At 59.0% G+C, this 25007-nt stretch carries 22 protein-coding genes; 7 read left to right on the top strand and 15 right to left on the bottom strand.

Annotated elements, in window-relative coordinates; translation table 11 throughout:
• Positions 1 to 90: 90 nt before the first annotated feature.
• Both raiA and IV89_RS02340 read left to right on the top strand, forming a co-directional pair.
• Entirely contained in the window at positions 91 to 657 is a 567-nt protein-coding gene (gene raiA, locus IV89_RS02345; RefSeq protein WP_005850565.1) for a ribosome-associated translation inhibitor RaiA, read from the top strand.
• Between the two features lie 42 nt (positions 658 to 699).
• Positions 700 to 1164 carry a PTS sugar transporter subunit IIA gene (locus IV89_RS02340; protein WP_005850566.1) on the top strand — a complete coding sequence of 155 codons (465 nt, stop codon included), beginning with the start codon at positions 700 to 702 and terminating at the stop codon, positions 1162 to 1164.
• A 6-nt stretch (positions 1165 to 1170) separates the two neighbouring features.
• Here IV89_RS02340 and IV89_RS02335 read toward each other — a convergent pair whose 3' ends face one another.
• The 8 genes from IV89_RS02335 to cysQ form a co-directional block, all read right to left on the bottom strand.
• On the bottom strand, positions 1171 to 2598 hold the full coding sequence (locus IV89_RS02335) for a nodulation protein NodH (protein WP_037942543.1): 1428 nt from the start codon (positions 2596 to 2598) through the stop codon (positions 1171 to 1173).
• Between the two features lie 2 nt (positions 2599 to 2600).
• Positions 2601 to 4298 (bottom strand): beta-1,6-N-acetylglucosaminyltransferase, encoded by a 1698-nt coding sequence (locus IV89_RS02330; protein ID WP_005850570.1) that lies wholly within the window; start codon positions 4296 to 4298, stop codon positions 2601 to 2603.
• A complete protein-coding gene (locus IV89_RS02325) occupies positions 4295 to 5281 on the bottom strand; it encodes a glycosyltransferase family 2 protein (protein WP_037942542.1) in 987 nt (328 codons plus the stop codon). Before IV89_RS02325 ends, IV89_RS02330 begins: the two co-directional genes overlap by 4 nt.
• 172 nt (positions 5282 to 5453) lie before the next feature.
• Positions 5454 to 6491, bottom strand: a complete 1038-nt coding sequence (locus IV89_RS02320) for a glycosyltransferase family 2 protein (RefSeq protein ID WP_037942539.1) — start codon at positions 6489 to 6491, stop codon at positions 5454 to 5456.
• Positions 6488 to 7471 carry a UDP-glucose 4-epimerase GalE gene (gene galE / locus IV89_RS02315; RefSeq protein ID WP_037942536.1) on the bottom strand — a complete coding sequence of 328 codons (984 nt, stop codon included), beginning with the start codon at positions 7469 to 7471 and terminating at the stop codon, positions 6488 to 6490. Before galE ends, IV89_RS02320 begins: the two co-directional genes overlap by 4 nt.
• A 24-nt stretch (positions 7472 to 7495) precedes the next feature.
• Complete coding sequence (gene galU / locus IV89_RS02310; protein WP_037942532.1) at positions 7496 to 8395, bottom strand: UTP--glucose-1-phosphate uridylyltransferase GalU; 900 nt, start codon at positions 8393 to 8395, stop codon at positions 7496 to 7498.
• Positions 8396 to 8676: 281 nt separating this feature from the next.
• Complete coding sequence (locus IV89_RS02305) at positions 8677 to 9477, bottom strand: manno-octulosonate cytidylyltransferase (protein ID WP_005850579.1); 801 nt, start codon at positions 9475 to 9477, stop codon at positions 8677 to 8679.
• The gene (gene cysQ, locus IV89_RS02300) at positions 9477 to 10274 is read right to left on the bottom strand and encodes a 3'(2'),5'-bisphosphate nucleotidase CysQ (protein WP_037942530.1); all 798 of its coding nucleotides are present in this window, start codon (positions 10272 to 10274) and stop codon (positions 9477 to 9479) included. Before cysQ ends, IV89_RS02305 begins: the two co-directional genes overlap by 1 nt.
• 112 nt (positions 10275 to 10386) lie before the next feature.
• Between cysQ and IV89_RS02295 the strand changes: the two genes are divergently transcribed.
• Positions 10387 to 11211, top strand: coding sequence for an ABC transporter permease (locus tag IV89_RS02295; protein WP_005850582.1), 825 nt, complete (start codon positions 10387 to 10389; stop codon positions 11209 to 11211).
• 2 nt (positions 11212 to 11213) lie between these two features.
• Here the strand turns inward: IV89_RS02295 and IV89_RS02290 are convergent, their stop codons facing one another.
• On the bottom strand, positions 11214 to 11816 hold the full coding sequence (locus IV89_RS02290) for an alpha-ketoglutarate-dependent dioxygenase AlkB (protein WP_037942528.1): 603 nt from the start codon (positions 11814 to 11816) through the stop codon (positions 11214 to 11216).
• A 208-nt stretch (positions 11817 to 12024) separates the two neighbouring features.
• On the opposite strand from IV89_RS02290, the gene dnaK reads away from it, so the two are divergent.
• From dnaK to IV89_RS02270, 4 genes are all read left to right on the top strand, one after another.
• Positions 12025 to 13932, top strand: coding sequence for a molecular chaperone DnaK (dnaK, locus tag IV89_RS02285; RefSeq protein WP_005850585.1), 1908 nt, complete (start codon positions 12025 to 12027; stop codon positions 13930 to 13932).
• Positions 13933 to 14009: 77 nt separating this feature from the next.
• Positions 14010 to 15167, top strand: coding sequence for a molecular chaperone DnaJ (gene dnaJ / locus IV89_RS02280; RefSeq protein ID WP_005850586.1), 1158 nt, complete (start codon positions 14010 to 14012; stop codon positions 15165 to 15167).
• Between the two features lie 105 nt (positions 15168 to 15272).
• Complete coding sequence (radC, locus tag IV89_RS02275) at positions 15273 to 16034, top strand: DNA repair protein RadC (protein WP_005850587.1); 762 nt, start codon at positions 15273 to 15275, stop codon at positions 16032 to 16034.
• 64 nt (positions 16035 to 16098) lie between these two features.
• Positions 16099 to 16686 carry a hemerythrin domain-containing protein gene (locus IV89_RS02270; protein ID WP_037942526.1) on the top strand — a complete coding sequence of 196 codons (588 nt, stop codon included), beginning with the start codon at positions 16099 to 16101 and terminating at the stop codon, positions 16684 to 16686.
• 3 nt (positions 16687 to 16689) lie between these two features.
• Here the strand turns inward: IV89_RS02270 and IV89_RS02265 are convergent, their stop codons facing one another.
• The 6 genes from IV89_RS02265 to IV89_RS02240 form a co-directional block, all read right to left on the bottom strand.
• The gene (locus IV89_RS02265; protein WP_037942523.1) at positions 16690 to 18252 is read right to left on the bottom strand and encodes a phosphate ABC transporter substrate-binding/OmpA family protein; all 1563 of its coding nucleotides are present in this window, start codon (positions 18250 to 18252) and stop codon (positions 16690 to 16692) included.
• Between the two features lie 18 nt (positions 18253 to 18270).
• Positions 18271 to 19284: a hypothetical protein gene (locus IV89_RS02260; RefSeq protein WP_009825634.1), complete on the bottom strand. Its 1014-nt coding sequence runs from the start codon at positions 19282 to 19284 to the stop codon at positions 18271 to 18273.
• 112 nt (positions 19285 to 19396) lie between these two features.
• On the bottom strand, positions 19397 to 21529 hold the full coding sequence (locus tag IV89_RS02255; protein ID WP_181358623.1) for a polysaccharide biosynthesis tyrosine autokinase: 2133 nt from the start codon (positions 21527 to 21529) through the stop codon (positions 19397 to 19399).
• Between the two features lie 225 nt (positions 21530 to 21754).
• Positions 21755 to 22318, bottom strand: a complete 564-nt coding sequence (locus IV89_RS02250; RefSeq protein WP_005850596.1) for a PqiC family protein — start codon at positions 22316 to 22318, stop codon at positions 21755 to 21757.
• A gap of 3 nt (positions 22319 to 22321) precedes the next feature.
• The gene (locus tag IV89_RS02245) at positions 22322 to 24406 is read right to left on the bottom strand and encodes an MlaD family protein (RefSeq protein ID WP_235183731.1); all 2085 of its coding nucleotides are present in this window, start codon (positions 24404 to 24406) and stop codon (positions 22322 to 22324) included.
• Positions 24399 to 25004, bottom strand: a complete 606-nt coding sequence (locus IV89_RS02240) for a paraquat-inducible protein A (protein WP_009825638.1) — start codon at positions 25002 to 25004, stop codon at positions 24399 to 24401. The genes IV89_RS02245 and IV89_RS02240 overlap by 8 nt, the downstream gene beginning before the upstream one ends.
• Between the last annotated feature and the right edge of the window lie 3 nt (positions 25005 to 25007).

Genomic DNA, 25007 nt, shown 5'->3' with positions numbered 1-25007 from the left:
CGCATCGTCATTCACCCGCATCTGACCCCGCCTTTACCGCATTTTATGCGGCCTATGGTGTTGTCCGGATCATAAGAACAAGGAGAATTTATGCGGTACCAAATCAGTGGCAAACAAATCGACATCGGCGAAGCCCTGCAAACGCATGTGAAAACGGAATTGGGCGAAGCTGTCCAGAAGTATGCTGAGCGTCCGACGGACGCGAATGTCATCTTTTCCAAATCCGGTCACGAGTTCGTCTGCGAAACGACGGTGCACCTATCGACTGGCCTTACGGCGTCAGCGAAAGCGCATGCTACTGATATCTATGGATCTTTCGATTCATGTGCAGCAAAGATGGAAAAGCAGCTAAGGCGCTACAAGCGACGGTTGAAAGATCACCATCGCGAGCGTGCGCAACCGGTTGAACTTTTCGGTGCATCCTCGTATATCCTCGCCTCAGAAAGCGATTCAGACGCGCAGGAACCCGAAACACTCCAACCCATGATCATCGCGGAAATGCAGACCAAGATCGCGACCTTGTCTGTGGGTGAAGCTGTGATGCAGATGGAAATTTCGGGAACGCCTGTCGTGGTCTTCCGCAAAGACGGTCAAGAAGGCGTAAACGTTGTCTACCGTCGCGATGACGGCAACATCGGCTGGATCGATCCGTCGTAACACAAACCGGACCCATCAGCGGCCGAGAACAGAGCGAGCAGAATGAATTTTGCGAAACTCCTAAAGCCGGGGGCTGTCAAAGTCCTCACATCGGCCTCAAGCAAGAAACGCCTGCTCCACGATATCGGGGAGCTGGCGCATAATGCTTACGGCTTGAAAGCCGCCGCGGTGGTCGAAGCCTTGATGACGCGCGAATCCCTTGGTCCGACAGGCGTAGGCCACGGGGTCGCGCTGCCCCACGCGCGGCTTGAAGGTCTGGACAATGTGCTGGGGGCCTTTGTGCTTCTCGACAAGCCGATCGATTTCAACGCGGTCGACCGCCAGCCGGTCGATATCGCCTTTGCCCTGTTTGCCCCTGAAAGCGCGGGTGTCGAACACCTCAAGGCGCTGGCGCTGGTGTCGCGTACACTGCGCAATGCCTCTGTCTGCTCTAAGCTGCGGGCCAACCCGGACCCTGCCACGCTTTACGCGATCCTGACCGAAGCACAGGCAACGCAGGCCGCCTAAGCGGCGCTACCCCCAGCTTTTGAACCCGAACATCATATAGTCCCGCTGGTACGCGTCGGATGCGCGATTTTCGATGTCGGCATCATAGATGTCGGCCAGCGCATAGGGGTGGGTTGCGGGTCGTGCGGGCAAGGCTGCGGGCGGTTGCACCCCGACGCTTTGCGCCAAGGCTGACAGCTCTGCGGCCAGCTCATCCTCGCGGATGATCCGGTCGGGCAAGGCGAATTCGCCGAAACCCTGTACCGCCTGCGCCTGCGTGCACCACGCCTGATCCACACGGATTGCTGTCTGCCCGTTCAGATTCCCCTTGAGGAAGGTCAGAAACGCCTTGAACGCCGCGCGATGCGCTTCGGCGTCATAGCTGTTGTCCGGTTCGCCTTTCGGCAACGGCAGCTTGTAGCGGTTGATCAACGTCGTGCGCAGCTGCGGGTAGCTGCCTTTGTCCGTGGTCACGATGTGCCGGCAGAACGCGTCATGCGCACGGTCCACCGGATGCCGCAGCACAGTGAAACTGCGGTGACCGGGATGCCGGCGCTTCCATTGGCGCAACTGCTTCTGGTTCAACTTGGTTTGCAGCTTGTCCCGCCCGACACCATCCAGCGCCGCCATCCAGTCCAGCACCTGCGGCTCTGGCCCGCTGCGCAAGGGCAAATAAAGCAACGGAGCTTCGGCCGCCGCGACATAGGACGGCACCACCGGCCCGCGTCGGGGTTCGAAATTCGGGGTGCGGGTCAGGTCGAAGCGATCCATCCGGCCAAGCGCATCCAGCATATCGTCATAATTGCTGACCTTGGCCGAGATCGGGTCGGGGTTCTGCTTTTTCAGACTTTTATCCAACGCCTCTAGCGGATGATCCACGCCCAGATATCGCGCCAGACCGTTCATCACCTCGACGCTTTGCAGATCCTCATAGGCCACGTAAAACGCCGTCTGCCCCAGCTTCTGCAACCGGTTCAACAGTGTCAGCTGGAACGCCTGAAGCGCCTCTAGGTGGTCCGAGAATTCTTCTTCGTCAAACACGGCTTGCGCCTTTTTCCGCGCTTTTACATCTGTCAGTTTCCACTGACCGGTGCTGCGCGCGATCTTCCAGCTGACGTAGCTTTCGACAGGGTTGCGCGTCAGGATGATCTTGGCGCAGGTAGCGTCCTCCAACAGCGGGTCCAGCACGCGCGGGTCGTGGTTGTGGAAATAGCGAAACCCGCCGATGCCCTTGGTCTTGTCGCGTATCGCAACCAGCAGCTTTGTCGGGTCGTCGTCCCGTGTTTGCTGGTCTATGCCCAAAATCTCGGTGCTTTTGGGGTAGCCGATAAAATGCGGGTTGAAGGCCTCGCCGTGGCAGGTGATCCCGTCAAAGGCGTTCAGGTTACTCTCCAGAAAGTTGGAGCCCGTGCGCATTTCAGCAAAGACGACAAAGCTTTTGAATTTAGAACTCATATTTACTGCACCAGATAGGGTTTGCGCGGCGGTTTCTGGGGGGCCGACATGCCACGTTCAACAGGAAAGTCGCCCATCAGATAGGGGTGCATCCCCTGGTTCTTGAGGTTCTGCAGGAATTGGCCAAAGCCGGTGAGATCCGCCATCTTTGGCACCTCGGACAGACGACCGGTTTTGACCTGCCCGATCTCGTCCAGAATGCTTTGCAGCGGCTCCATCGGGGCTTCGATGAATTCGGCCATCGTCCAGATACGCACCCGCGCCTTGGCGTAATGCGACCGCAGCACCTTCATGTGTTCGCTTTCGATCTTTTGCAGCGCGGCGGCGGTGCGGCGAATGTCGGCGAAATCCTGATTGGACCGGAACAGCGGCACAGCCCAAGCCCCGGTGATCACCGACACCTGCGCATTCGGATCCTTGGCGATGTTCCAGACGATATCCTGATTGTCCTGTGGGCCGAACTGGAAGCATTGACGTTCGCCACGGGTGTTCCAGATCAGATTGGTCAGAAACGCCTTGGGGTCGTAGTCGCGTATCTTGGCGCTATTGCTCAGCGCCCCGTTGATCGAGTTCTGCCCATCGGCAAAATGCACGCGATCCGGTGCGAACAGATGGCCATGCACCCGCGCGCCGGTGGATTTGGTGAGCCAGGGTTCAAAGTTCTCGAACAGCTCGACAAATCCCTGAAAGACGGAATAGGGCGCGGCAGTGACGCCGTTTTCCCAATCTTCATTGGGGAAGCGGCTTTGCATATAGAGCCCCGCCCGCCCCCGCGTGCGCCGTTCAACCGCTTTGGCAAAGACACGGTCAATCTTGCCGGGGTTCGGCTCTGTCCGCTTCATGGCACCCGCCTCATCGGTGAGGAACGCCTCGTAGAGCCTATCCGCTTTGGGCCATATCTTGCGCGCGACAAAGCAATCGGATCGCCGCAGAAGCTGGAGGTGATCGTCGTAAAAGATATGCGGCTTGCCCTGAAAATCGAACTTGGACAGGGTCAGCGACCGGCTTTCGATCTGGGTCGAGTACAGCCGCGCGAGCGTCTGGAAGTAGCTTTCATCCGGTATCCAGACGTGGCGGAAATAAGCGTCGTATGCCGCGCGTTTCGGGTCTTGCAGGATTGCCGACAGGGTTTGCCGCGTCAGGCACCACCATTGCGACCCCATATGCGGCACGACCCCCTTGGGGATACGCCGCTTGAGCCCGATAAAGCGCTGCACAGCCACCGCCTTGTCGAACAGATAGCGCCGCCGTTTCCACGAGAAGGGAAAACGCATGGTAAAACGTTCTTCGTCCAGCCCGCCGACGGTCCAGGGCACATCGGCTGTGGTGGCGCTTTCGATAAAATCGGTGCGCGGGCGGGCGGCAAGATAGTCGATCAGCTCTTTCACCGGACGCAGCGGCAGGCATGACCCCGATGCCAGATACACATGGCGCACATCCGGAAAGCGGTTCAGCATCATCTCGGACGCGGTTTGCGAGGCGGCCACCAGCCCCCATGTCCCCCATTCGCAACGGTATCTTTTGCTGAACACCAGCGCGGGCACATCCGCCAGCGCCTGCACAAAAGCATCATGGGTCTGGCGTGGCACCGATTTATCGACGTGGATCACCACCGGACAGCCCGCCGCCGCCCAATGTCGCGCGACCTGTTCAGCGCGGCCAAGCGCGGTGTGCACCAGCATGACGATCCCGACGCTCATGCCCAGTTCCCCTTGGACATGAGCCCGAGAATCTCGAGCTGGCGCCAGTTGATATATTTTTCGGACCACTTGCCCCACAGCTGCGGGTTCTGGTCGGGGTTGTTGGCATAGGTCTTGTATTCGATGGATTTGGCATAGTGCTGGCCGCGCACAAGTTCCTCTGCCGCCTTGGCGCTAAAGGTATCCAGGAATTTGGCATGAAGCAGCACGCCTGATGCTTTCTCTCCGCCCCATTCGTCATAGACACGGTTCAACCCGCGCGGCAGCAGCATATGGGTGGAACTGACATAGGCATAGCGCCGGTCCCATTTGACCAGGGGCACCTTGTTCAGCGCGGGGGCCTTGGCGGGCTTGTGCTTGAAAAATACCCGCGCACGCGGCCCGCCCTGTATCCACAGGTTTCCATATTTGGCATTGCGCGAGATTGCGTAGTTGCCGCTGTCGAACCAGGATGCGATCTCCATCGGGTTCTGTCCCTCTTGATAGGGTTCATCCCCCAGCCGTCCCTTGGGGTAGACATCCAGCAGCATCGCGCCAAAGCTGCGTATCTCGCAGTTGTCCAGCCAGTCGGTCAGCGCCTGAACCGGCCGCGTATCGCAAAACGGATAGACAAAGAATTCATCCGGATCGACAACCAGCACCCAATGCCCATGCGCGTATTTGCGTTTGAGGTAGTTCATCCAGTCGACACCGAACCCCGACCGCCGATAGCTGGCATCGGTATGCCAGACAGAGACATCCTTCATCCCGCGCAGGTAATCGGCACTGCCATCGTCGGACCCGTTATCGACAAAGAGAAAGTGGTTGATCCCCAGCTCTCGATAATACTCCAGGAAATACGGGAGCCGGATTTTCTCGTTCCGCATGGTGCAGACAAGCAAGACATCATCGGGACGGATGGCGCTGGTGTTGTCCTGAACCTGTGTCAGCTCGGACGACTTGCGCAGCGCCCGGATCAACCGCCGCTTGCGCCGCACGCGCATTCTGTAAGAATCCCAAAGGCTCACGTGTTCTCCATACCCTGCGCGGAATGCCCCGCCGGCCTAGGGCCCTCATCCCATCAGGTTCCAAGCCAATATGTCATGGGCCGTGTTCATAAACAACGTACTTTGAAACAGTTACGCGTTGCCGGAATGACGGTCAGGCCGGGGAATATCAGGCCCAGGGGCTGCGCATCAGGTCACAGTCTTCCAGATCCGCCGGCCCGGTATAGCGCCGCGCATCTGCGTGCCACAGATCGGGGGAGTCAGCGATCTGGTCATAGTAACCGTCAAACTGTGCTGGGTTGTGAAAATGCTGCCCCCGTGCCTTTTCCTGACGGGACTTCGCAATGATCTCTGGCAGGAACTTACTGTGCAGCAACACCCCCGAGGCCGTCTTCCCCCCCGGCCCATCGTAGATGTCATTCAGCGCGGGCGGCAGGAGGGAGTGGGTCGAATTCACATAGACATAGCGCCGATGCCAGTGGATCAGCGGTATCTTGTTCAGCGTCGGTGACTGGCTGGGACGATCGGCAAAGAAAACCCGTTCGCGGGCACCACCCTGCACCCAAAGGTTGTTCATCGGCCACTGACGTACCGCCCGATAGGGAGCGGGGTCGAACCAATCCAGCACCTGCGCCGGGTCTTGGCCGGGGGCATAGAACTGCGCACCCAATGGGCCCTTCGGGAACATATCCAGCATCAGCGTGCCGAACCCTTTGCGCGCTTTACGCTCAAGTTGATCGGTCAATGCGGGCAGTTTCCGCGTCTCCATCTGGTCATAGACCAGCAGCTCGTCCGCATCGACGGTCAGACACCAGCGCCCGTGCCCATGCCGCCACAGCAGCCAGTTCAGCCAGTCCAGCCCGAACCGCGACGCGCGATAGCTGGCAGAGGTTTGCCACAGGGTCACATCGGGCTGTGCCGCCAGCATTTCGGTACTGCCATCGTCACTGCCATTGTCGATCATCAGAAAATGCGCAACGCCAAGATCGCGGTAGTGATCCAGAAAATATGGAAGCCGCGCGGCCTCGTTGCGCAGCACGACAAAGGCGAGCACGCCGTCGCGCGGAATGGCGGGCCGCGTGGGTGCCTTCAACTGATGCCGCGACCGCAACGCACGCCACAGCAGCCGCCGCCGTTTCAACCGCATCCGATAGGCACCCCATAGCCGGGCCCCTCGCGACGCGGGAACAGCGGCGCTGTCGGTCATGCGCTAAAGTGGCCGGTCTGGTGCCATCTCCACGCGTCGGTGATCATCTGCTGCAGGGTCGACCGTGTGGGCCGCCAGCCCAGCTCTGTCTCGGCGCGGACCGAGCCCGAGACCAGTTTGGTGCAATCGCCCGGTCGCCGGTCGCCTTCGGTCATGGGGACGGCGCGGTTGGTAACCTCGCGGCTGTGTTCCACAACCTCGCGCACAGAAAACCCGGTGCCGGTGCCCAGATTGAACACGCGACTGCCCTTATCCTCTCGCAGCCAGTTCAGCCCCAGAACATGGGCATCGACCAGATCGCAGACATGCACATAATCACGAATGCAGGTGCCATCGGGCGTATCGTAATCGGTGCCAAAGATCGTCAGCGCATCCCGTTTGCCGTCGATAGCGTCCAGCATCAGCGGGATCAAATGTGTCTCGGGCTGGTGGAATTCGCCGACCTCCCCTTCGGGGTCGGCACCGGCCACGTTGAAATAGCGGAAGATCACGCTTTGCAGACCATAAGCCGCCTCGAAATCGCGCAGGATATCTTCGATCGCGCGTTTGGAGGCCCCGTAAGCGTTGATCGGGTGTTGCGCGCTATTTTCATCCAGCACGACATTATCCTGATCGCCATAGGTCGCACAGGTGGACGAAAAGACGAAGTGTTTGCAGCCTGCGGCGACCGTCGCCTCGATCAGGTTCAGCGACCCTTCAACGTTGTTGCGCCAATAGGTGCCGGGCTGTTTCATGCTATCGCCCACTTGGCTAAGCGCGGCAAAATGCATGACGGCGACCGGCTGGTATTTTTCAAACGCGGCGTCAATCTCGGCGCGGTTCAGCAGGTCACCCTGCACGAACGGGCCGAATTTTACTGCGTCACGCCAGCCGGTGACCAGATTATCGAAGGTGACGGGGGTATGCCCTGCGGCGGCCAGTGCCTTGCACGCGTGCGACCCGATATAGCCCGCACCGCCGGTGACCAAGATATTCGCCATACGCCCGTCCCTATCGTCCTGCGCTTATTGCGCTGCGGTTTCACCCTGCATGATGTCTTGCAGATACGCACGCAGATCATCGCGCAGCTCTTCACGTGCCAGCCCGAAGGACACGGTCGCCTGCAGGAAACCGGATTTGGAACCGCAGTCGAAACGCTGCCCCTTGAAGCGGTAACCATAGACATCGTTGCCTTGGGTCAGCTCTGCTGCGATGGCGTCGGTCAGCTGGATTTCCCCGCCCGAGCCGGACTTCAGCTGGTTCAGGTTCTTCAGCACGTTCGGCGACAGAATATAGCGGCCGATTACGGCAAGGTTCGACGGCGCGTCTTCGGCTTTGGGCTTTTCGACCATGCCCTTCACCTTGACCAGCTCGCCATCGGTTTGGTCCTCGTCGATGTCCAGCATCCCGTAGGAGGAGGATTTTTCAGGGTTCACTTCCATCGCCGCAACCATGTTGCCGCCGGTCTCGTTATAGGCTTCGATCATCTGCTGCAGGCAGGGTTTGTCGGCAGCAATCACGTCATCGGGCAGCATCACCGCGAAGGGTTCGTTGCCGATCAGACGACGGGCGCACCATACCGCGTGGCCCAGACCAAGCGCTTTGTGCTGGCGGATATAGGCGATGGCACCGCTGTCCATATTGGTGCTTTTCAGGATCTCCATCAGCTCTGTCTTGCCTTTGGAGCGTAGTTCCTGTTCCAGCACGGGAGAGTGGTCAAAGTAATCTTCCAGCGCGCCCTTGCCGCGGGAGGTGACAAAGATAAATTCCTTGATGCCCGCCGCGCGGGCCTCGTCGATGGCGTATTGCACCAGCGGGCGATCGACCAAGGTCATGATCTCTTTGGGGACAGATTTCGTCGCGGGCAAAAACCGCGTTCCCAAACCTGCCACCGGAAAAATCGCTTTTGTTACTTTCTTAGCCATGTGAAATCGTCGCCTTTATACATTTACGTGCGGATAACCGAGTTAGCGCTCATTGAATTGCAAACCACCATGCTGCCAGCCCTAAATATGGGCAGCGCCTAAAATATGGCGGCTTCTTGCTGATTTTGCGGTCAAAAGCTCCTTTATGCCGCAGCTTGCACATCTTTGCGCCTTATCCGTCGTTTTCGTTAAATAAATCAAAACGTCGGATCGCCGTGGCTATATTCATTACAGGTTGCACGCCCCACCGCAATATTGGCGATGGCGGTGGGGCGGTGCGATTACGCCAACCCCATCTCGGCCATCATCGCTTCGATCTTTGGCACATCTTCGGGGTTGTTCAGCTCCCAGAACTGGCGGCCCTTGGCCTCGACCTCGACGCAAAGCACCTTGTGGCTGTTTTCCATGAAGCGCAGCTGCTCCAACCCTTCAAGCTGTTCAAGCGGACCGACCTTCCATGAGGGATAGGCCGCCAGCGCGTCGGGGCGATAGGCATAGACGCCCACGTGGTGAAACACCGGCGTGGCATCGGTATCCTCATAGGTTTTCGACGTGAACGGCACGACTTCCTTTGAAAAATACATCGCCGCATGATCCGCTGCGAAAACGGCGGTGGTGCCCCCCACCCGACCCGCTTTGCGGTCGGCCAGCAGCCCGTTCAGCGCCGCGCCATCGCAGCGCAATACCGGCGTCGCGATCCCCGCATTAGGGTCGCCTTGCAGACCCTGCACAAGGCTTTCGACAAACCAATGTGGTGTCAGCGGCGCGTCGCCTTGCAGATTCACCACAATGTCATAGCCACCGCCCAGAACCGCATGGGCTTCGGCGCAACGCTCTGTCCCGTTGGCACAGTCGACCGAGGTCATCACCACCTCGGCCCCGAAGGCTTCGGCGGCGTCCTTGATGCGATCATCATCGGTGGCCACAACAACCTTGTCGACGCCCTGAACCTCGCAGGCAGCACGCCAGCTGCGTTCGATCAGGCTGCGTGCCGTACCGCTCGCCCCTGTCAACAGCGCCAGCGGTTTCGCCGGATAGCGGGTGGATGCATATCGGGCGGGAATGACAATAAGAACCGACATCAGGAGGCTTTCAGGTCAACGCCCGGCGCATGGGCGATAAAGAAGGGGTTGGCGAAATCGGCTTTGCCGTAGGTCAGCGGGGTCAGGTCGTCAAAGCGCACAACGGCCCCACCAGCGCCGGTCAGAACCGCGTGGCCTGCAGCCGTGTCCCATTCCATCGTGCGCCCGACGCGAGGGTACAGATCCGCCTCGCCCGTGGCGATCAGGCAGAACTTCAGCGACGATCCCGCGCTTTTCATGTCGCGCACATTGTATTTCGCGATGTAGTCATCGGTCGCGTGATCGCGGTGCGACTTGGACGCAACTACCATCAGCGCGGCATTATCCGGCGTAGAGACTGATATCGGCTGCACAGGGCCCATGCTGTCTTTTGGGAAATCGCCGGTTTCCTCGACCGCGCTGCCATCGGCCAGCGTGAAGAACATGCGCGAACGGGCGGGGGCATAGACAACACCGCGTGTCGGCACGCCGCCTTCGACCAGCGCGATGTTCACGGTGAAATCGCCCCGACGGTTGATGAACTCTTTCGTGCCGTCCAGCGGGTCCACGATCAGGAACGTATCGCCCGACGCCGAATGGGTGGCCGACTGCTCTTCCGTGACAAGCATCACATCAGGGAACGCCGCGCGCAGCCCGTCCGAGATGATCTTGTCCGCCGCTTCGTCGGCAATGGTCACGGGGCTTTCGTCGGATTTGGTTTTGACCTCGAAATCATCCGCGCCGTAAATCTCCATGATCTTGTCGCCTGCTTCGATCGACAAACGGCGCATCACCGTTACCAGTTGCTCATAATCCATAATGTCGCGGCCTTTTCAGTTTCGTTGATTACTTTGCGCAAACCCCTTATGATTGCGCCTTGACGGAACAGCAAGAATTCCGTGCGAGGGTACGTCACAAAGAGGCTTTACGATGTTTCAACCAAGGCGCACCAACACGGGCAATTTCCGCTCGGCCGTTAACTTCTTTGAACTCGTCTACCACTCCGTCGTGCGCTCTGTGCGCAAGCAGCACAACAATGCCTTTGCCGCCATCGGGATCAACATACTGCAAGCGGTGATCTTTGTTGGCGTGTTCTATGTCATGTTCTCGGTTCTGGGGATGCGCGGGGCGGCCATTCGGGGCGATTTCGTGATCTATATCATGACCGGCATCTTTCTGTTCATGGTGCACACCAAAACGGTTGCCGCCGTCGCCGCTGCCGAGGGACCGGCGAGCGCGATGATGAAACACGCGCCGATGACCACGATGATCGCACTGGCTGCGGCGGCCTTGGGCGCGCTGTATATTCAGATGCTATCGCTGATCCTGATCATGTCGGTCTATCACCTCGCTTTCAATCCGGTAGTAATTTACGACCCGTCGGGCGTGATGTTCATGCTGATGATCGCGTGGTTTACGGGCGTGGCCGTGGGGATGGTGCTGCTGGCCATCAAACCCTGGGCACCGGCCTTTACGCAGATCTTCACGACGATTTACCAGCGGGCGAATATGATCGCCTCGGGCAAGATGTTTCTGGCCAATTCGCTGCCGTCCTTCATGCTGGCCATGTTCGACTGGAACCCCTTGTTCCACGTCATCGACCAGGCGCGCGGATATGCGTTTATCAACTACAACCCGCGCTACAGTAACTGGGAATATGCGGTTTGGGTCGGTGTGGTCCTGATGGTGATCGGGCTGATGGGTGAATTCTACACCCGTAAACATGCCTCCGCGAGCTGGAGCGCGCGGCGCTAGGCTCAGGTCACGACCCGCAGCGTGATGTTGATCCGCCCGCCCTTGGGCAACAGCGTCGAAGACCCCGCACGAATGCGGTCGATCCCGTGATAGTTCAGCCGTGCCTCGCCGCCCATGACGACGACATCGCCCGATTGCAGCCAAAGGCTGTCGGTCTTGCCGCCGCGCTTTTGACCGCCGACGCGCAGCATTCCTTCGTCGCCAAGCGAGATAGACACGACCGGCCAGCGGAAATCCGTCTCGTTCTTGTCCTGATGCAGGCCCATCTTCGCGTCTGACGCGTAATAGTTGATAAGGCAGGACTCCGGCTGCCGCTCTAGCCCCGTCAGGTCATTCCAGATCGCCAACACCTCGGGCGGGATCGCAGGCCACGGGGTGCCGTTGGGGTGGGTTGGCGCATAGCGATAGCCCTGCGTATCGGACAGCCAGCCGTAGTCCCCCGCGGAGGTCATACGCACCGACATCTGCTGCCCGCTTGGCATGACCGGGCGGAAGAACGGCACCTGTTTGACCACCCCGCGCACGGCATCCAACAGCCCGCGCTGCGCCGACAACGTAAGGTAAGATTTGTGAATTTCGAAGCCGCGTAACCGCAATATCGTCATCTAAACGCCCTTCTTGCCTGCTTTCGCGAAAAATCCACGCAGAATCCGCCTCTCCTTTCTCATGCAACGGTTGCAGGGTCCATATCTGCTCCTTATATACGCCGAGAACCGCTAAAGGCATCCGGCCTTTGGTGAAAAAGATCGGGGCAAAGGTGCCACAACGGGCCTGCGCTTCGTGTCATCGCCTTGAGTAAAAGAGGGATCAAACATGGCCAAAGTTATTGGTATCGACCTAGGAACGACAAACAGCTGTATCGCCATCATGGACGGCAGCCAGCCTCGCGTTATCGAAAACGCCGAAGGCGCGCGCACCACGCCCTCCATCGTTGCGTTCACAGACGACGAACGTCTGGTTGGACAGCCTGCCAAACGGCAAGCGGTTACCAACCCCGACAACACAATTTTCGGCGTGAAACGCCTGATCGGCCGTCGCAATGACGACGCGGATCTGGCCAAGGACAAAAAGAACCTGCCCTTCACCGTCATGGACGGTGGGAACGGTGACGCATGGGTACAAGCCAAGGGCGAGAAATACTCCCCCTCGCAAATCTCTGCGTTCATCCTTGGCAAAATGAAGGAAACAGCGGAATCCTATCTGGGCGAAGAAGTCACCCAGGCCGTGATCACTGTGCCTGCCTACTTTAACGACGCTCAGCGTCAGGCGACCAAAGACGCGGGCAAGATTGCCGGTCTGGAAGTGCTGCGGATCATCAACGAACCGACAGCGGCGGCCCTGGCCTATGGTCTGGACAAGAAAGACACGCAAACCATCGCGGTCTATGACCTTGGCGGCGGTACGTTCGACGTGACCATCCTTGAAATCGACGATGGCCTGTTCGAAGTGAAATCCACCAACGGTGACACGTTCCTCGGCGGTGAAGACTTCGACATGCGCATCGTGAACTACCTTGCGGATGAATTCAAAAAGACCAACGGCGTCGACCTGACGCAAGACAAGATGGCGCTTCAGCGTCTGAAAGAAGCGGCAGAGAAGGCCAAGATCGAACTGTCCAGCGCAAGCCAGACAGAGATCAACCAGCCGTTCATCTCGATGGGCAAAGATGGCTCGCCACTGCACATGGTGATGAAGCTGACCCGCTCCAAGCTGGAGCAATTGGTTGGTGACCTGATCAAAGCGTCGATGAAGCCCTGCGCAGCCGCGTTGAAAGATGCCGGTGTATCCGCATCCGAGATCGACGAAGTCGTTCTGGTCGGCGGTATGACCCGTATGCCGCGCGTCATCGAGGAAGTGACCAAGTTCTTCGGCAAAGAGCCCCATAAGGGTGTGAACCCTGACGAGGTTGTTGCCTTGGGTGCGGCCATTCAGGCCGGTGTTCTGCAAGGCGACGTCAAAGACGTTGTTCTGCTGGACGTGACACCGCTGAGCCTTGGTATCGAAACGCTGGGTGGCGTGTTCACCCGTCTGATCGACCGCAACACCACGATCCCGACGAAGAAGTCGCAGGTCTTCTCGACCGCCGAGGATAACCAAAGCGCCGTGACCATCCGCGTCTTCCAAGGGGAGCGTGAAATGGCTGCGGACAACAAGATCCTTGGCGCGTTCAATCTGGAAAGCATCCCACCCGCACCCCGCGGTATGCCCCAGATCGAAGTGACCTTTGACATCGACGCAAACGGTATCGTTGCCGTAGGCGCGCTGGATAAAGGCACAGGCAAAGAGCAGAAGATCACGATCCAAGCATCCGGCGGTCTGTCCGATGCGGATATCGAAAAGATGGTGAAAGACGCCGAAGAAAATGCCGACGCCGACAAAGAGCGCCGCGCATTGATCGAGGCGAAAAACCAGGCGGAATCGCTGATCCACTCGACCGAGAAGTCGCTGGAAGAGCATTCTGACAAGGTTGACCCGACCACCGTCGAAGCGATCGAACTGGCCATTGCTGCACTGAACGACGAACTGGCGACTGACAATGTTGATAAGATCAACAACGGTATCCAGAACGTTACCGAAGCAGCGATGAAACTGGGCGAAGCCATCTACAAGGCGGCTCAGGACGAAAACGAAGACGTTGCCCCGGCTGCGGATGCACCCGAAGGTGACGACGATATCGTCGATGCCGATTTCGAAGATCTGGACGATAACAAGCGCGCGTAAGCACGCCCACGGAACCACTGAAGGGGCCGGTCCGCTTGCCGGGCCGGCCCGTCACGTTCCAGCGTAGGAGCTAATTCATGGCCAAACGTGATTACTACGAGACGCTCGGCGTCGCTAAAGGTGCCTCTGCCGACGAGATCAAAAAGGGCTACCGCACCAAAGCCAAGGAATTGCACCCCGATCGCAATGCCGACAACCCCAATGCCGAAGCCCAGTTCAAAGAAGCGAACGAAGCTTACGAAGTCCTGAAAGACCCCGAAAAGAAAGCTGCCTATGACCGGTATGGTCATGCGGCCTTTGAAGGGGGTATGGGCGGTGGCGGTGGCCATCGTGGCGGCGGCTTCGGCGGCGGTGGTCAGGGCGACTTCTCTTCGGCGTTCTCTGACGTGTTTGACGACCTGTTCGGCGACTTCATGGGTGGCCAGCGGGGCGGCGGCGGACGCCGTGCCGCGCGCGGTGCCGATCTGCGCTATAACCTCGGGATTACGCTCGAAGACGCGTATCGGGGCATGCAGAAGTCGATCAACGTGCCCACCTCTGTGGCCTGCGATTCCTGTAACGGTTCCGGGTCAGAAGGCGGCGCAGAGCCGACCACCTGCCCCACCTGTTCCGGTATGGGCAAGGTCCGTGCTCAACAGGGCTTTTTCACGGTCGAACGCACCTGTCCGACCTGTTCGGGAATGGGCCAGATCGTCAAGAACCCCTGTAAATCCTGCCGCGGTGCCGGGCGTGTTGAAAAAGACCGTGCGCTGTCGGTGAACATCCCTGCGGGCGTTGAAACCGGCACACGTATCCGTCTGGCCGGCGAAGGCGAAGCAGGCATGCGCGGCGGGCCGTCGGGTGATCTGTACATCTTTATCGAGGTGCAGGACCACAAGCTGTTCGAACGCGACGGGCCAAACCTGTTCTGCCGCGTTCCCGTGTCGATGAGCACCGCCGCCCTTGGGGGCAGCATCGAGGTGCCAACGATCGACGGTGGCCGTGGCCGCGTGCAAATCCCGGCGGGCAGCCAGTCCGGTCGCCAGATGCGCCTGCGCGGCAAGGGTATGCCCCCGCTGCGTGGGGGTGGTACGGGCGATATGATCATCGAACTGGCAGTCGAGACGCCGGTGAACCTGACCAGCCGCCAAAAGGAATTGTTGCAGGAGTTCGAAAAGGAATCCTCCAACAACAATCCTGAAAGCAGCAGCTTCTTTTCGTCGGTGAAATCCTTCTGGGATTCGATGAAAGGGTAAGACCTGAGCATACAAAACATCGGGCGGGGGCGCAGGCTCCGCCCTTTTTTTTTGCCCCTGCCCACGTTAACGGGATGATAACCTCTTTGGCCGCAAGCTGGGCCAATGGGACGCAACAACGCTCACTTCTCTGACCCGCGCCTGCCCTTTCTGGGGGACGAAGCGGTGCCCGCACCGCCCGCATCGGGCAAACAGCCTTCGTATATAGCGGATCACCGACAACGTTTGCGCGCACGCTTTATGCAGGGCGGTGCCGCCGCAATCCCGGACTATGAACTGCTTGAACTGGTGCTCTTCCGCGCCATCCCGCGCCGTGATGTCAAACCGCTGGCCCGCGCGCTGATGGACAGGTTCGGCGACTTCAACCGCGTGATCACCGCGCCTGAACCACGGCTTAGGGATATCTCGGGCGTGGGCGACGCGGTGATTGTCGAGCTTAAGGTGATTGAAGCCGCAGCCCACCGTATGGCGCGCTCTAGGGTGATGCGACAGCATGTGCTATCAGGCTGGGACGCTCTGCTTGATTATTGTCACACTACGATGGCGCACCGCGAAACCGAACAGTTCCGCGTCATTTATCTGGACCGCAAGAACGTCGTCATCGGCGATGAGGAACAGGGCAAGGGCACTGTCGATCACGTCCCCGTCTACCCGCGAGAGGTCGCCAAACGCGCGCTTGAGCTGAACGCCAGCGCGCTTATTCTGGTGCATAACCACCCCTCGGGCGACCCTACCCCATCACAAGCCGACATCGACATGACGCAGCAGATTTTCGCAGCCTGCAGCGCCCTTGGGCTGACCCTGCATGACCATCTGATCATCGGCAAATCACGCGAGCTTAGTTTTCGCAGCGAAGGGTACTTATAAGCGCAACTGTCGTGTTCGAATTTGTGGAGTTTACCGGATCACCCCTCGGCACTAGCTTTGGCCTATGTCCAATACGCCGCCCCCCGACCCGCTTTCCCTGATGCAGCGCGATGGCTTGCCCGATCCGCTGCGTGCGTTGATCAAAGCCTTCCCGCGCGACGGTTGGGAGGAGAACCCGAATTACTCCCGCCTGATCGCGTTCTGGTTGGATCGTCATATGATGTTCCGCCGTCTGCTGGACCAGATGGAGGGGGACGCACAACTGGCGATGGACCGCGTCGAGCCGCCCGAGACCTACAAACGCAAACTATCGCGTTTCGGCGGGATGTTGATCAACGAGCTGCACGGTCACCACCATATCGAGGATGCCCAGTATTTTCCGGTGATGGCACAGCTTGACCGAGGTGCGGCGCAAGGGTTCGAGATCTTGGATCGCGACCACCACAGTCTTGATGGGATTTTGAACGATCTGGCCGAGACGGCGAATACCGTCCTGCGCCATGAGGGGGACGCGGCAGGTTTCCTCGACAGTACCGCGGCCATGAAACAGCGGCTGGATGCGTTCAAACCCATGCTGAAACGCCATCTGATCGACGAGGAAGAACTGGTCGTGCCGGTGCTGCTGAAATGCGCCCCGCCCCAGTTTCGCTAGGGGTTAGCGCACCCAGACCTCTACCCGCCGGTTGGCCTGACGCCCCCATGCGGTATCATCACAGGCCATTGGCATCGCCTCGCCAAAGGCGTCCAGATCCAGCGTCACACGTTCCAGATTGGCGGTCACCGCCGCGGTGATCACCGCTTGCCGCACGGCTTCTGCCCGACGCAGCGCGATGTCACGGTTGGCGAAAGACGCGCCCTGCCCGTCACTGAACCCCACGAACAACAAACGGCGCGCGTCGTACTGCCCCACCTCGAGCGCGCGGGCGAGTTGCTGCACGTTTGACCGCGATTGCGCATCCAGACGCACCGATCCCGCCTCGAACCGGAAAGAGGTCGACAGCCGCGCCATGGGCTTCAATGCCGCATTCATCCGCTGTAGTTCCTCAAGCGTGATTTCGGGCCCCGCAACGGCAATCGCATTTGTAAATCGGTTGCCCTGATCCTCGACGGGGATCTCCTCGGGCGTCTGATCCACAAACCCCGCGCGCCGGATCACGATCTGCGCCGCAGGGCTGCGGGTAAAGGCCAGAAACTCACGCGCCACCTGCGGCAGACGGCGGGCCGGAAAGTACAGAAACATCGGCGCGGTCAGCGGGTAATCTTCGGTCTTGATGGTGCGGCGCGAGGCGTCCAGCGCAAAGCCACAGCTGCCAGAGAGCGTCAACACATCGGTATCACGTTGTTCGGCATAGCTGGTGATGCCAAGCGCGAAACTGTCGTTTGCCACCGCTTCCGCCAGATCGGCAGGGCGGGCATGGCGGGTGATATCGTCGGTGAACTTGAGCGTCGCGGGCCGCATCACCTGATCACTGATCGCTTGTGCCAGCCCGCTGCTGGTGTCAGGCAGATGCAGATCAATGGGTGCGTCCGGCCCGCCAAGCGCCTGCCAGTTGGTCACCTTCCCCGCAAAGGCCCGCGCCAGCATCAACGGAGAGATCTGCTTGACCGGGTTCGAGGCCGACACCACCGGCACAACAGCATCAAGCGACAGCACGCGACTGCGGTTCAGGCCCGTCATATCACCCAACCCCGCCTCGCGCGCGCGGACCCGCTCTTCGGGGCGCATTTCGCGCAGGGACATCACGATATCCGCCTCATCCGCCAGAAGATCGGCAAAGCCTTCGTCACTGTTGCTTGCCCGAAACATGAACAGTGCAACGGTTTGTTCGTTTTTTTCGTCGATCAACCGGTAGGTAAAGCGGTGTTCGTCTTCATCCTCGCGCACAGCGGCATAGCCGTTGCGCTGCGCAAACCCGTCGATCAGGGCAGGCATCAACACTTCGCCCATCGTGGCCGAACCCGAAAGCTGCAGCTCGGCGACGAAAGGGTCCAGATTGGGGCAACCCGGCCCTTCGCATTGAACGCCGGTGCTGTCGACCGTCAGCTCGCCATATTCGGTTTCGACGCGGTAGAACTCGCCATCAAAGCCCAGCAAGGTGCCGCTTAGTTCAATCTTGCCATCGCGGGAGGACAGCGCGACATCCTGCGCCCATGCGGACAGCGTCGCCGAACATAAGAAAAGTGCGGCGAGAACCGCCGCACGTATAATCGTGATCATAAGACCCCAAGCGTTGCGTTAGTGTCCCGCAACCTTCATGTCTTGGAGCAGATTATTCAACACAAGAAAGCTGCCGACCGCATCACAATCCGGCACTGCGACGCTTAGGTCGCGCGTTCTGAGCGTGGCATCGCCAAGCAGTTCGATCGATTGCGCCTCTATCTCTTGGCCGCAGTTCGCCTGGATCACTTCGGCTTCCACGGTCAGCGCAACGCGGGCATCGGCGTTTTCCATCGCAGCGGGGAATGTGTACACCTCGGCCACCAGTGGCTCTGCCGCGCTGAGGTCGCCGTTCACGGTCATAAATCCGCCTTCACCGGTGATCGCGGAGGCAACGCTGCGCGGCTTGCCAGCCCAGACATGGCCCGAACCATCATAGTCGGACCCGAATTCGCGGGCGTGCATCTGGAAACCCGTGTCGCCCTTCCATTGCAGAACCACGCGGTCAAATTCGGCCAGATCATCAATCTTCGCATCCGCAATCGCGCCTTCGCCGTTTCCGAAAGCAATGACGAAGGTCGCATCTTGCGCAAGCGCCGGAACGGTAATGTCCAGCGCGCCGGTGTCAGATGTGGTTTGGGTAAAGATCATGCCGCTGTGATGCACTGTGATCCGTTCGTTTGGCATGCAGGGTGCCGCCAGTGTCAGGTTCACCATAGCTGCCGCGACGGGGCGCGCGTTTGCGGTGATATCGCAGGTCTGTGTGGCCGCTGGTTCCGTCGCAATTGGGGCGGAAACTGGGCGAGAGATCGGTTCGTCCGCGCTTGCAGCGGCCAACATGACGGGGGCAGAATCGGGCAGCTCCACCGTGGGCTCCAGCGGGGCTGCATTGAACTCGGCCGAGGTGAGGACGATGTCTTCGACCTCGAGCACGGCATTCTCGTTGCTTAGCCGGCGTAGCTCTTGCTCTTTCACAGCGGCGTCAGAGCCATAGCGGGCTGTCGCAGCGTCAGAACTTTGCATCACGTAGCCGATGCCCAAAGCGCAGGCGAGCGTGCCAGCAGCTGTTGCGATCTCTTTCATACGTGCCATCTGGGGGTCCTCACTGGGATAACTTCCCAATGAATATCGCCCAGCAGAGCGGCCCTGTTATGACCCTTGAGGGGAAAGATTTGGGCAGTTTTGAGGCATGCCCAAGCCTTGCTTAGCTGTCGTAATAGCCCTTGCCGTAGGCCCCATAGGCACCGTATTCGCCGCCATAGCCATAACGTTTCATGCCCTTCTCATCGATCTGGCTCAGCACAAGACCGGTGATCCGCTGGTTCGAGTTGTGGAAGAAGCGCATGGATTCCTCGACCAGACCCTTGTTCGTGCTGTCCCATTTTACAGAGAACAGGATCGCATCGGCATTCTGCGAGATGATACGTGCATCCGGCACAACCAACACAGGCGGCGTGTCGATGATGATGAAGTCATACTGATCGCGCATCTCGGAGATGAAGGATTTGAACCGATCGGAGGAGAAGATATCCGCCGCGTTCACATTGGTCTTTTCGCCGCCCAGAACATCCGCGCCAAAACCGTCTGGCGTATGGATGGCATCGGCGAATTTCACATCGCCGTTCAGGACAGACGCGATACCGTTGCGCGGCATATCGGGGAAGTATTCGTTCAGCGTGCGGCGGCGAATATCGCCTTCGACCAGCAGGACGGATTTGCCCAGACCGGACAGGAATTTCGCCAGCGACAGCGAGACAGTGGTCTTCCCCTCCCCCGGGATGGACGAGGTCGATACGATGACCTGCGGCTTTTTGTCGAGGTTCGACAGCATCAGCGAGGTGCGCAGGTTACGGATCGCTTCGGCGGCGGCAGACGTCGGCTTGTCCGACAGATACTTGAGCGTGTCCTTGCGGTGACGCGAAGGGATCAGCGGGATCTGCCCGATCACGGTATAGCCGGTGTGTTGCTCAAGCTCGTTCGCGGTGCGGAACGTGCGAGTTCTGAATTCGCGCAGCAGTACGAGCCCCGAGCCGACCATCGCCCCAAGGATCATCGCCAGCGCAATGATCTGCGATTTCTTCGGCGCGCTTGGGGAATTTGGCACGACCGAGCTGGACAGCATGCGGCTGTCGGCCTTCTGAATGCCTTCTTGGGCAGAGGTCTCTTTAAGGCGGGTCAGGAAATATTCATACAGCAGACGCGTTGCTTCGGATTCACGGGTCAGCTGTTGCAACTCGATCAGGTCTTGCCCTTGCGAGGCCAGCTGCTCCCCAAGCTCTTTTTCCGAGTTGCGCAGCGCTTCGAGTTGTTGCGTGCTGCGCACAAGATCAGCCCGAACCCGTGTCATCACCGTGTCAAATCGCAGGTCAAATGCCGTCTGGTTCGTTTCGGACGACAGCCCGTTGCTAAAGATACGCGTCAGTGCGGCGTCTTGCGCCGCGTCGAGCTTTTCATCGGGCGTTTGCGCGGCCTCTAAGTCAGCAAGGCGTGTTTGAAGCGCCTCGCGGGTCAGGGCGGCACCATCAATGCGGTCACGGAGCTCTTTGATCTGACGCTCAAGCGCTTGCAGGCCCTCGATCGAAACCAGTTGGGTGCGCGCTGTAAATTCGGATACTTTCTTCTCGGCATTCTCAAGCTCGATCTGAAGCTCGGACACACGGTTGCTTAGCCATTCAGTCGCTTTTTCCGTCGCCTCGAATTTCACTTCGATCTGGTTCAAGATGTACAGTTCGACAATCGTATTCGCGATCTGGGCAGATTTCACCGGAGATTCCGTTTCAGCCGTGACGTTGAACACAAGGCTTTGGCGGATATTAGAAACCGAGACCTTGTTCAGCAAAGATTGAATCACACTGTCCCGAACCTTTGCCCTATGAAGTTCAGTCTCTGGTACTTCCGGGGAGGGAGTACTGGAAGTTAGCAGCGACCGTATCCCAGATATCACGCGTCTGCGCATGGACGGTTCTCTCAACCGTCCATTGAATTCTGGATCGTCGATCAGATTCAACCGGTCTACGACCTTGCCGGCTAAACCCCGCGATTTCAAAACTTCAATTTCCGTGTTGATCTCCGTTGAATCGCCCGAGAACCCGCCAACCACGGCCTGCAGGTCCACGATGCTGTCTTCTTTGGTGTCCAGAACCACAACCGCGGTGGACCGATAGGTCGGCACAGCCACGCCATAGGCATAGTACCCCGCCAGCAGCATGAAAATCAGTGTGACAGCAGCGATAATCAGTTTGCCGCGCCACAACGTACCAATCAGCGCGCCAAGATCGATGGTGTCGTCATCTTCGTCCCTGGGCCCGGAAAAGTTCGATTGGCTTTGGTTCATCATATGCATGTGGTCCGTTGATCATGGCCAGAACTGGCTAAAAGTAATGTATCAGGCAAGATGCCCGCGGTATCGCAGGTAGCGTCAACGGGCATGAGATGAAGAAGGTCTGCCTGTTATGCGATTGCGCCCAAAGGGTGATGGCGGCCTTGCTAAATCCTTATGAAAAAAATTCAATCAAAAGTCGTGTAAAATTGTCCCCTATCGGGAAATCGCGCTGGAATTACGTCACTTTAGTCCATTCTTGGCGATGTAGCTGGCCAAATCAAGGATCAGTTGCCCCCGTGCCGCTGCAATGGCGGCCGGTCCCCCCTTGGGGTCGAAAGCCACGGTCAGGTCAAACAACCCCGATCGTTCGCTACCACCGGTGGATACGGCGACGAAATACTGCCCCGAGGCGCGGAACTGGCCTGTTTCAGCGGCCAGCAATTCGCTGAACCGCAGCTCAAGCCGGGCATCGGGGTAGGCTTCGAATGGCCAAGGCTCGGATGCGATCCGGCGGTTGGTGAGGCGCGACAGGTTCTCGCTCAATTCCAAGGCGACGGCCCGTTCGGGCGAATCCGCCCAAAGTTCGTCGGAAGAGCTCACCAACGTGCCGTTCGATTTGCGCACATGGATTTCGTCGGCGGCCGCATAGCTGGGCAGCGATACGTCACGCACTTCGACAGAGTTGAAGCGGATGCTCACCTGCTCTGTGACCGGGGGCATGTCCACGGCATAGCGATCTGCGGATCCACAAGCGGCAAGAAAGGCCACCAGACCAAGGCTTGCGATACTTTTTACAACGTTCATATTTTACCGTCCCAGCAACAATGAATTGGGGTTACGTTCAATGGTGCGCGCCAAGGATGCAAGCGCATCGGCTGCTTTTTGGATATCACGCATGGTTTCTTGTGCGGTACGGCTGATCTGATCACCCTTGTTGTACCCTTCAATTGTACGCTCTGCCTGCGTGAACAGGGTCGATAGACGGTTCACGATCTGTGGCAGGTCTTGTGCCGACACCGCGATATTATCCGCCGCGTTACGCGCTGATGCCAGCGTCTGGTTCACGTTCTCGACCGCGCCGCCTTCGCGCAGTTCTTGCAGGGTATAGTTCAGCTCGTCCAAGGCGTTTTTCAGCGATCCGGGCAGCGCCACGGCGTCCGGTGTACCAATCACCTGATCGGCAGAGCGGGTCAGCGCGGTCAACTCGTCCACCAGCTGTTGCAGTTCCAGCTCGCTTGCCTTGGCGGCGACGGCCTGCATCTCTTCGACCAGTTCGGGCACGCCCTCGGTCGAGGTGCTGAAGGATGTGGCGGCTTCCGAGACGGAGTCGACCGCATCCAGCAGACGTTTCGCCATCTGCTCTTCCTCGAGTGTCGCGACCAGCGTCTCGACACGCAGCAGCGTGGCGTTCAGCGATACGGGGATATTCTGCACCGAGTCCGACGATACCAGCCCCGTGACCTCGTTGATCAACGTGCGGACATCGCGCGGGGTCTGTTGCAGCTCGTCACTGCCAACAAAAGCCTGTAGCGAATTCATCAGACCGATGGCGCTGTTCAACAGCTCTTCGATGGGCAGGTTGTTGATGCGGCTAAAGACACCTTCGACGGTGGCAGCGGCATCTGATGTTTCGTTCTTGGTCGTTGGCATAACAGGGAAGTTTTCGCCCGCGGCCACCAGACGCCCGCTTGGCGCGTCCTCGACCACCACAAGTTCAACCTTCAAACCACCGGTCAACAGGCTGGCAGAGGCAAGCCGCGCGCGCAGACCGTTCACAACACGGTCCTGCAAGAACGCCAGCGCGCTTTCGGCAGATACATCCCCCGGCAGACCAAGCCGCGCGGGCTGGATGGCCAGCGTCACGTTCAACCGCACGCGGCTGTCACCAAACTGGTCGTAATCCACGATACCGGCAAGGGAGTCGACCTCGCCGATGTTCAGACCGCTCAGCTCGACAGGGGCGCCGACGGCCAGACCGGAAACGTTTTCATCAAAGATCACGTTAATCAGCAGCGGCTCGACTTCCGAGGCGTTGAAAACCGCGCTGCGGGCGTCTTCCTTGCTTGGGAAAATGTCGAATACGGTGCCGTCTTGCACGCGGTCGCCGCCGGAAACGAATGTATCAAACGTCACCCCGCCCCCGATAAGCGTCGCAATGGACTGAAAGTCGATCTCGGCACCACCTGGCCCGAGGGAGAGGCTGAAACCAGAGCTGTCCCAGAATCGTGTGCTGCTGTTGATCAGGTTGCGGTGCTCTTCGTAAATCAGCGCCTCTACGATGGCAAAGTTCCCGCGTGGGGCGATCTCTGCCTTGCCCAGACGGCCAACCTCGATCCCGCGATAAAGGATCGGGGCATCATCGGTCAGGGTGCCGTTGCCGACGGTGCGAAAGGCGATTTGCAGACCGGATTGCCCGGCGCGGATCAGCGGTGGCGAATCCGACCCGACGAACCGTTCGGCAAAATCGCCCACTTCGTCATTCCAGCTGCCCTCGATATAGACGCCGCTGAGCACCGTACCCAACCCCGAGATCCCCTGCGCCGAAACCTCGGGCTGGACGATCCAGAAGGACGCGCTTGCGTCGATAAAGGGCGCCACATTCTTGTCCACGCGGATCGACGCGACGACCTTGCCCAGACCGGTGGTAAAGCCGACTTCCTCGACCCGGCCAACGGTCACGTCACGGTAACGCAATTCGGTCTCGCCCGCCTTGATGCCGGCGCCTTTGTCAAATTCGACAAAAATCACCGGACCGCGGGAATTATAGCTGCTGAACGCAACGCCCAAAGCCGCAACCAACGCCAGGATCGGAATGATCCAGACGATCGACGCGCCGCTCAGGAACAGTTTGCGCGCGGATTTAACCTTAACCTCGGGTGGCGTGTCAGACATGTTGATCGGGGTCCCCATCGAAAGCATTCGTGTCCCAGATCAGTCTGGAGTCGAAGGCCTGTGCAGAAAGCATGGTAAAAATGACCGACAAGGCGAAAAACATGCTCGCAGGGCCGGGGTTAATGGTCGCAAGGGTTTTGAGTTGCACCAGCGACGAAAGGATCGCAACCACAAAGATATCGATCATAGACCAGCGGCCGATATACTCGACAATTTCATACATCACATGGCGCGACCGATGTGCCGCCGCATTACGCGTCTTAACGCTGACCGCCAGATAAGCGATTGCCCAGAACTTGGCCAGCGGGATCGCGACCGACGCGAGCAGGATGATAAAGGCAATACCGTAAGAGCCGTGATGCGCCAGTTCGACCGCACCGCCGACGATGGTGCTTTCATCCACCTGAAACAGGGTCCGCGTTTTCAGCATCGGGTACATATTGGCGGGGATATAGCACATCAGCCCCACGACCCAGAACGCCCAGACCCGCTGCATACTGCCAAAGTCACGCGACAGCATCTTGTGGCCGCAGCGTTGGCAGACAGGCGTGCCGATAGGCCACGCACGGGTACACCGTGTGCAGGCCACCAACCCCATTTC

It is taken from the genome of Sulfitobacter sp. CB2047 (assembly GCF_000735125.2).
Classification (GTDB): domain Bacteria; phylum Pseudomonadota; class Alphaproteobacteria; order Rhodobacterales; family Rhodobacteraceae; genus Sulfitobacter; species Sulfitobacter pontiacus.
This window is presented reverse-complemented; position numbering and strand designations above follow the sequence as displayed.

What these genes read in the sequence shown, in the direction of transcription:
- IV89_RS02260 (WP_009825634.1), bottom strand. Translation starts at nt 19,284, where the DNA reads ATGGCACGTATGAAAGAGATCGCAACAGCTGCTGGCACGCTCGCCTGC.
- IV89_RS02245 (WP_235183731.1), bottom strand. Translation starts at nt 24,406, where the DNA reads ATGTCTGACACGCCACCCGAGGTTAAGGTTAAATCCGCGCGCAAACTG.
- IV89_RS02330 (WP_005850570.1), bottom strand. Translation starts at nt 4,298, where the DNA reads ATGAGCGTCGGGATCGTCATGCTGGTGCACACCGCGCTTGGCCGCGCT.
- dnaK (WP_005850585.1), top strand. Translation starts at nt 12,025, where the DNA reads ATGGCCAAAGTTATTGGTATCGACCTAGGAACGACAAACAGCTGTATC.
- IV89_RS02320 (WP_037942539.1), bottom strand. Translation starts at nt 6,491, where the DNA reads ATGACCGACAGCGCCGCTGTTCCCGCGTCGCGAGGGGCCCGGCTATGG.
- radC (WP_005850587.1), top strand. Translation starts at nt 15,273, where the DNA reads ATGGGACGCAACAACGCTCACTTCTCTGACCCGCGCCTGCCCTTTCTG.
- IV89_RS02305 (WP_005850579.1), bottom strand. Translation starts at nt 9,477, where the DNA reads ATGTCGGTTCTTATTGTCATTCCCGCCCGATATGCATCCACCCGCTAT.
- IV89_RS02340 (WP_005850566.1), top strand. Translation starts at nt 700, where the DNA reads ATGAATTTTGCGAAACTCCTAAAGCCGGGGGCTGTCAAAGTCCTCACA.
- IV89_RS02295 (WP_005850582.1), top strand. Translation starts at nt 10,387, where the DNA reads ATGTTTCAACCAAGGCGCACCAACACGGGCAATTTCCGCTCGGCCGTT.
- IV89_RS02290 (WP_037942528.1), bottom strand. Translation starts at nt 11,816, where the DNA reads ATGACGATATTGCGGTTACGCGGCTTCGAAATTCACAAATCTTACCTT.
- IV89_RS02265 (WP_037942523.1), bottom strand. Translation starts at nt 18,252, where the DNA reads ATGATCACGATTATACGTGCGGCGGTTCTCGCCGCACTTTTCTTATGT.
- cysQ (WP_037942530.1), bottom strand. Translation starts at nt 10,274, where the DNA reads ATGGATTATGAGCAACTGGTAACGGTGATGCGCCGTTTGTCGATCGAA.
- IV89_RS02270 (WP_037942526.1), top strand. Translation starts at nt 16,099, where the DNA reads ATGTCCAATACGCCGCCCCCCGACCCGCTTTCCCTGATGCAGCGCGAT.
- raiA (WP_005850565.1), top strand. Translation starts at nt 91, where the DNA reads ATGCGGTACCAAATCAGTGGCAAACAAATCGACATCGGCGAAGCCCTG.
- dnaJ (WP_005850586.1), top strand. Translation starts at nt 14,010, where the DNA reads ATGGCCAAACGTGATTACTACGAGACGCTCGGCGTCGCTAAAGGTGCC.
- IV89_RS02325 (WP_037942542.1), bottom strand. Translation starts at nt 5,281, where the DNA reads ATGCGCGTGCGGCGCAAGCGGCGGTTGATCCGGGCGCTGCGCAAGTCG.
- IV89_RS02240 (WP_009825638.1), bottom strand. Translation starts at nt 25,004, where the DNA reads ATGGGGTTGGTGGCCTGCACACGGTGTACCCGTGCGTGGCCTATCGGC.
- galE (WP_037942536.1), bottom strand. Translation starts at nt 7,471, where the DNA reads ATGGCGAATATCTTGGTCACCGGCGGTGCGGGCTATATCGGGTCGCAC.
- IV89_RS02335 (WP_037942543.1), bottom strand. Translation starts at nt 2,598, where the DNA reads ATGAGTTCTAAATTCAAAAGCTTTGTCGTCTTTGCTGAAATGCGCACG.
- IV89_RS02250 (WP_005850596.1), bottom strand. Translation starts at nt 22,318, where the DNA reads ATGAACGTTGTAAAAAGTATCGCAAGCCTTGGTCTGGTGGCCTTTCTT.
- IV89_RS02255 (WP_181358623.1), bottom strand. Translation starts at nt 21,529, where the DNA reads ATGATGAACCAAAGCCAATCGAACTTTTCCGGGCCCAGGGACGAAGAT.
- galU (WP_037942532.1), bottom strand. Translation starts at nt 8,395, where the DNA reads ATGGCTAAGAAAGTAACAAAAGCGATTTTTCCGGTGGCAGGTTTGGGA.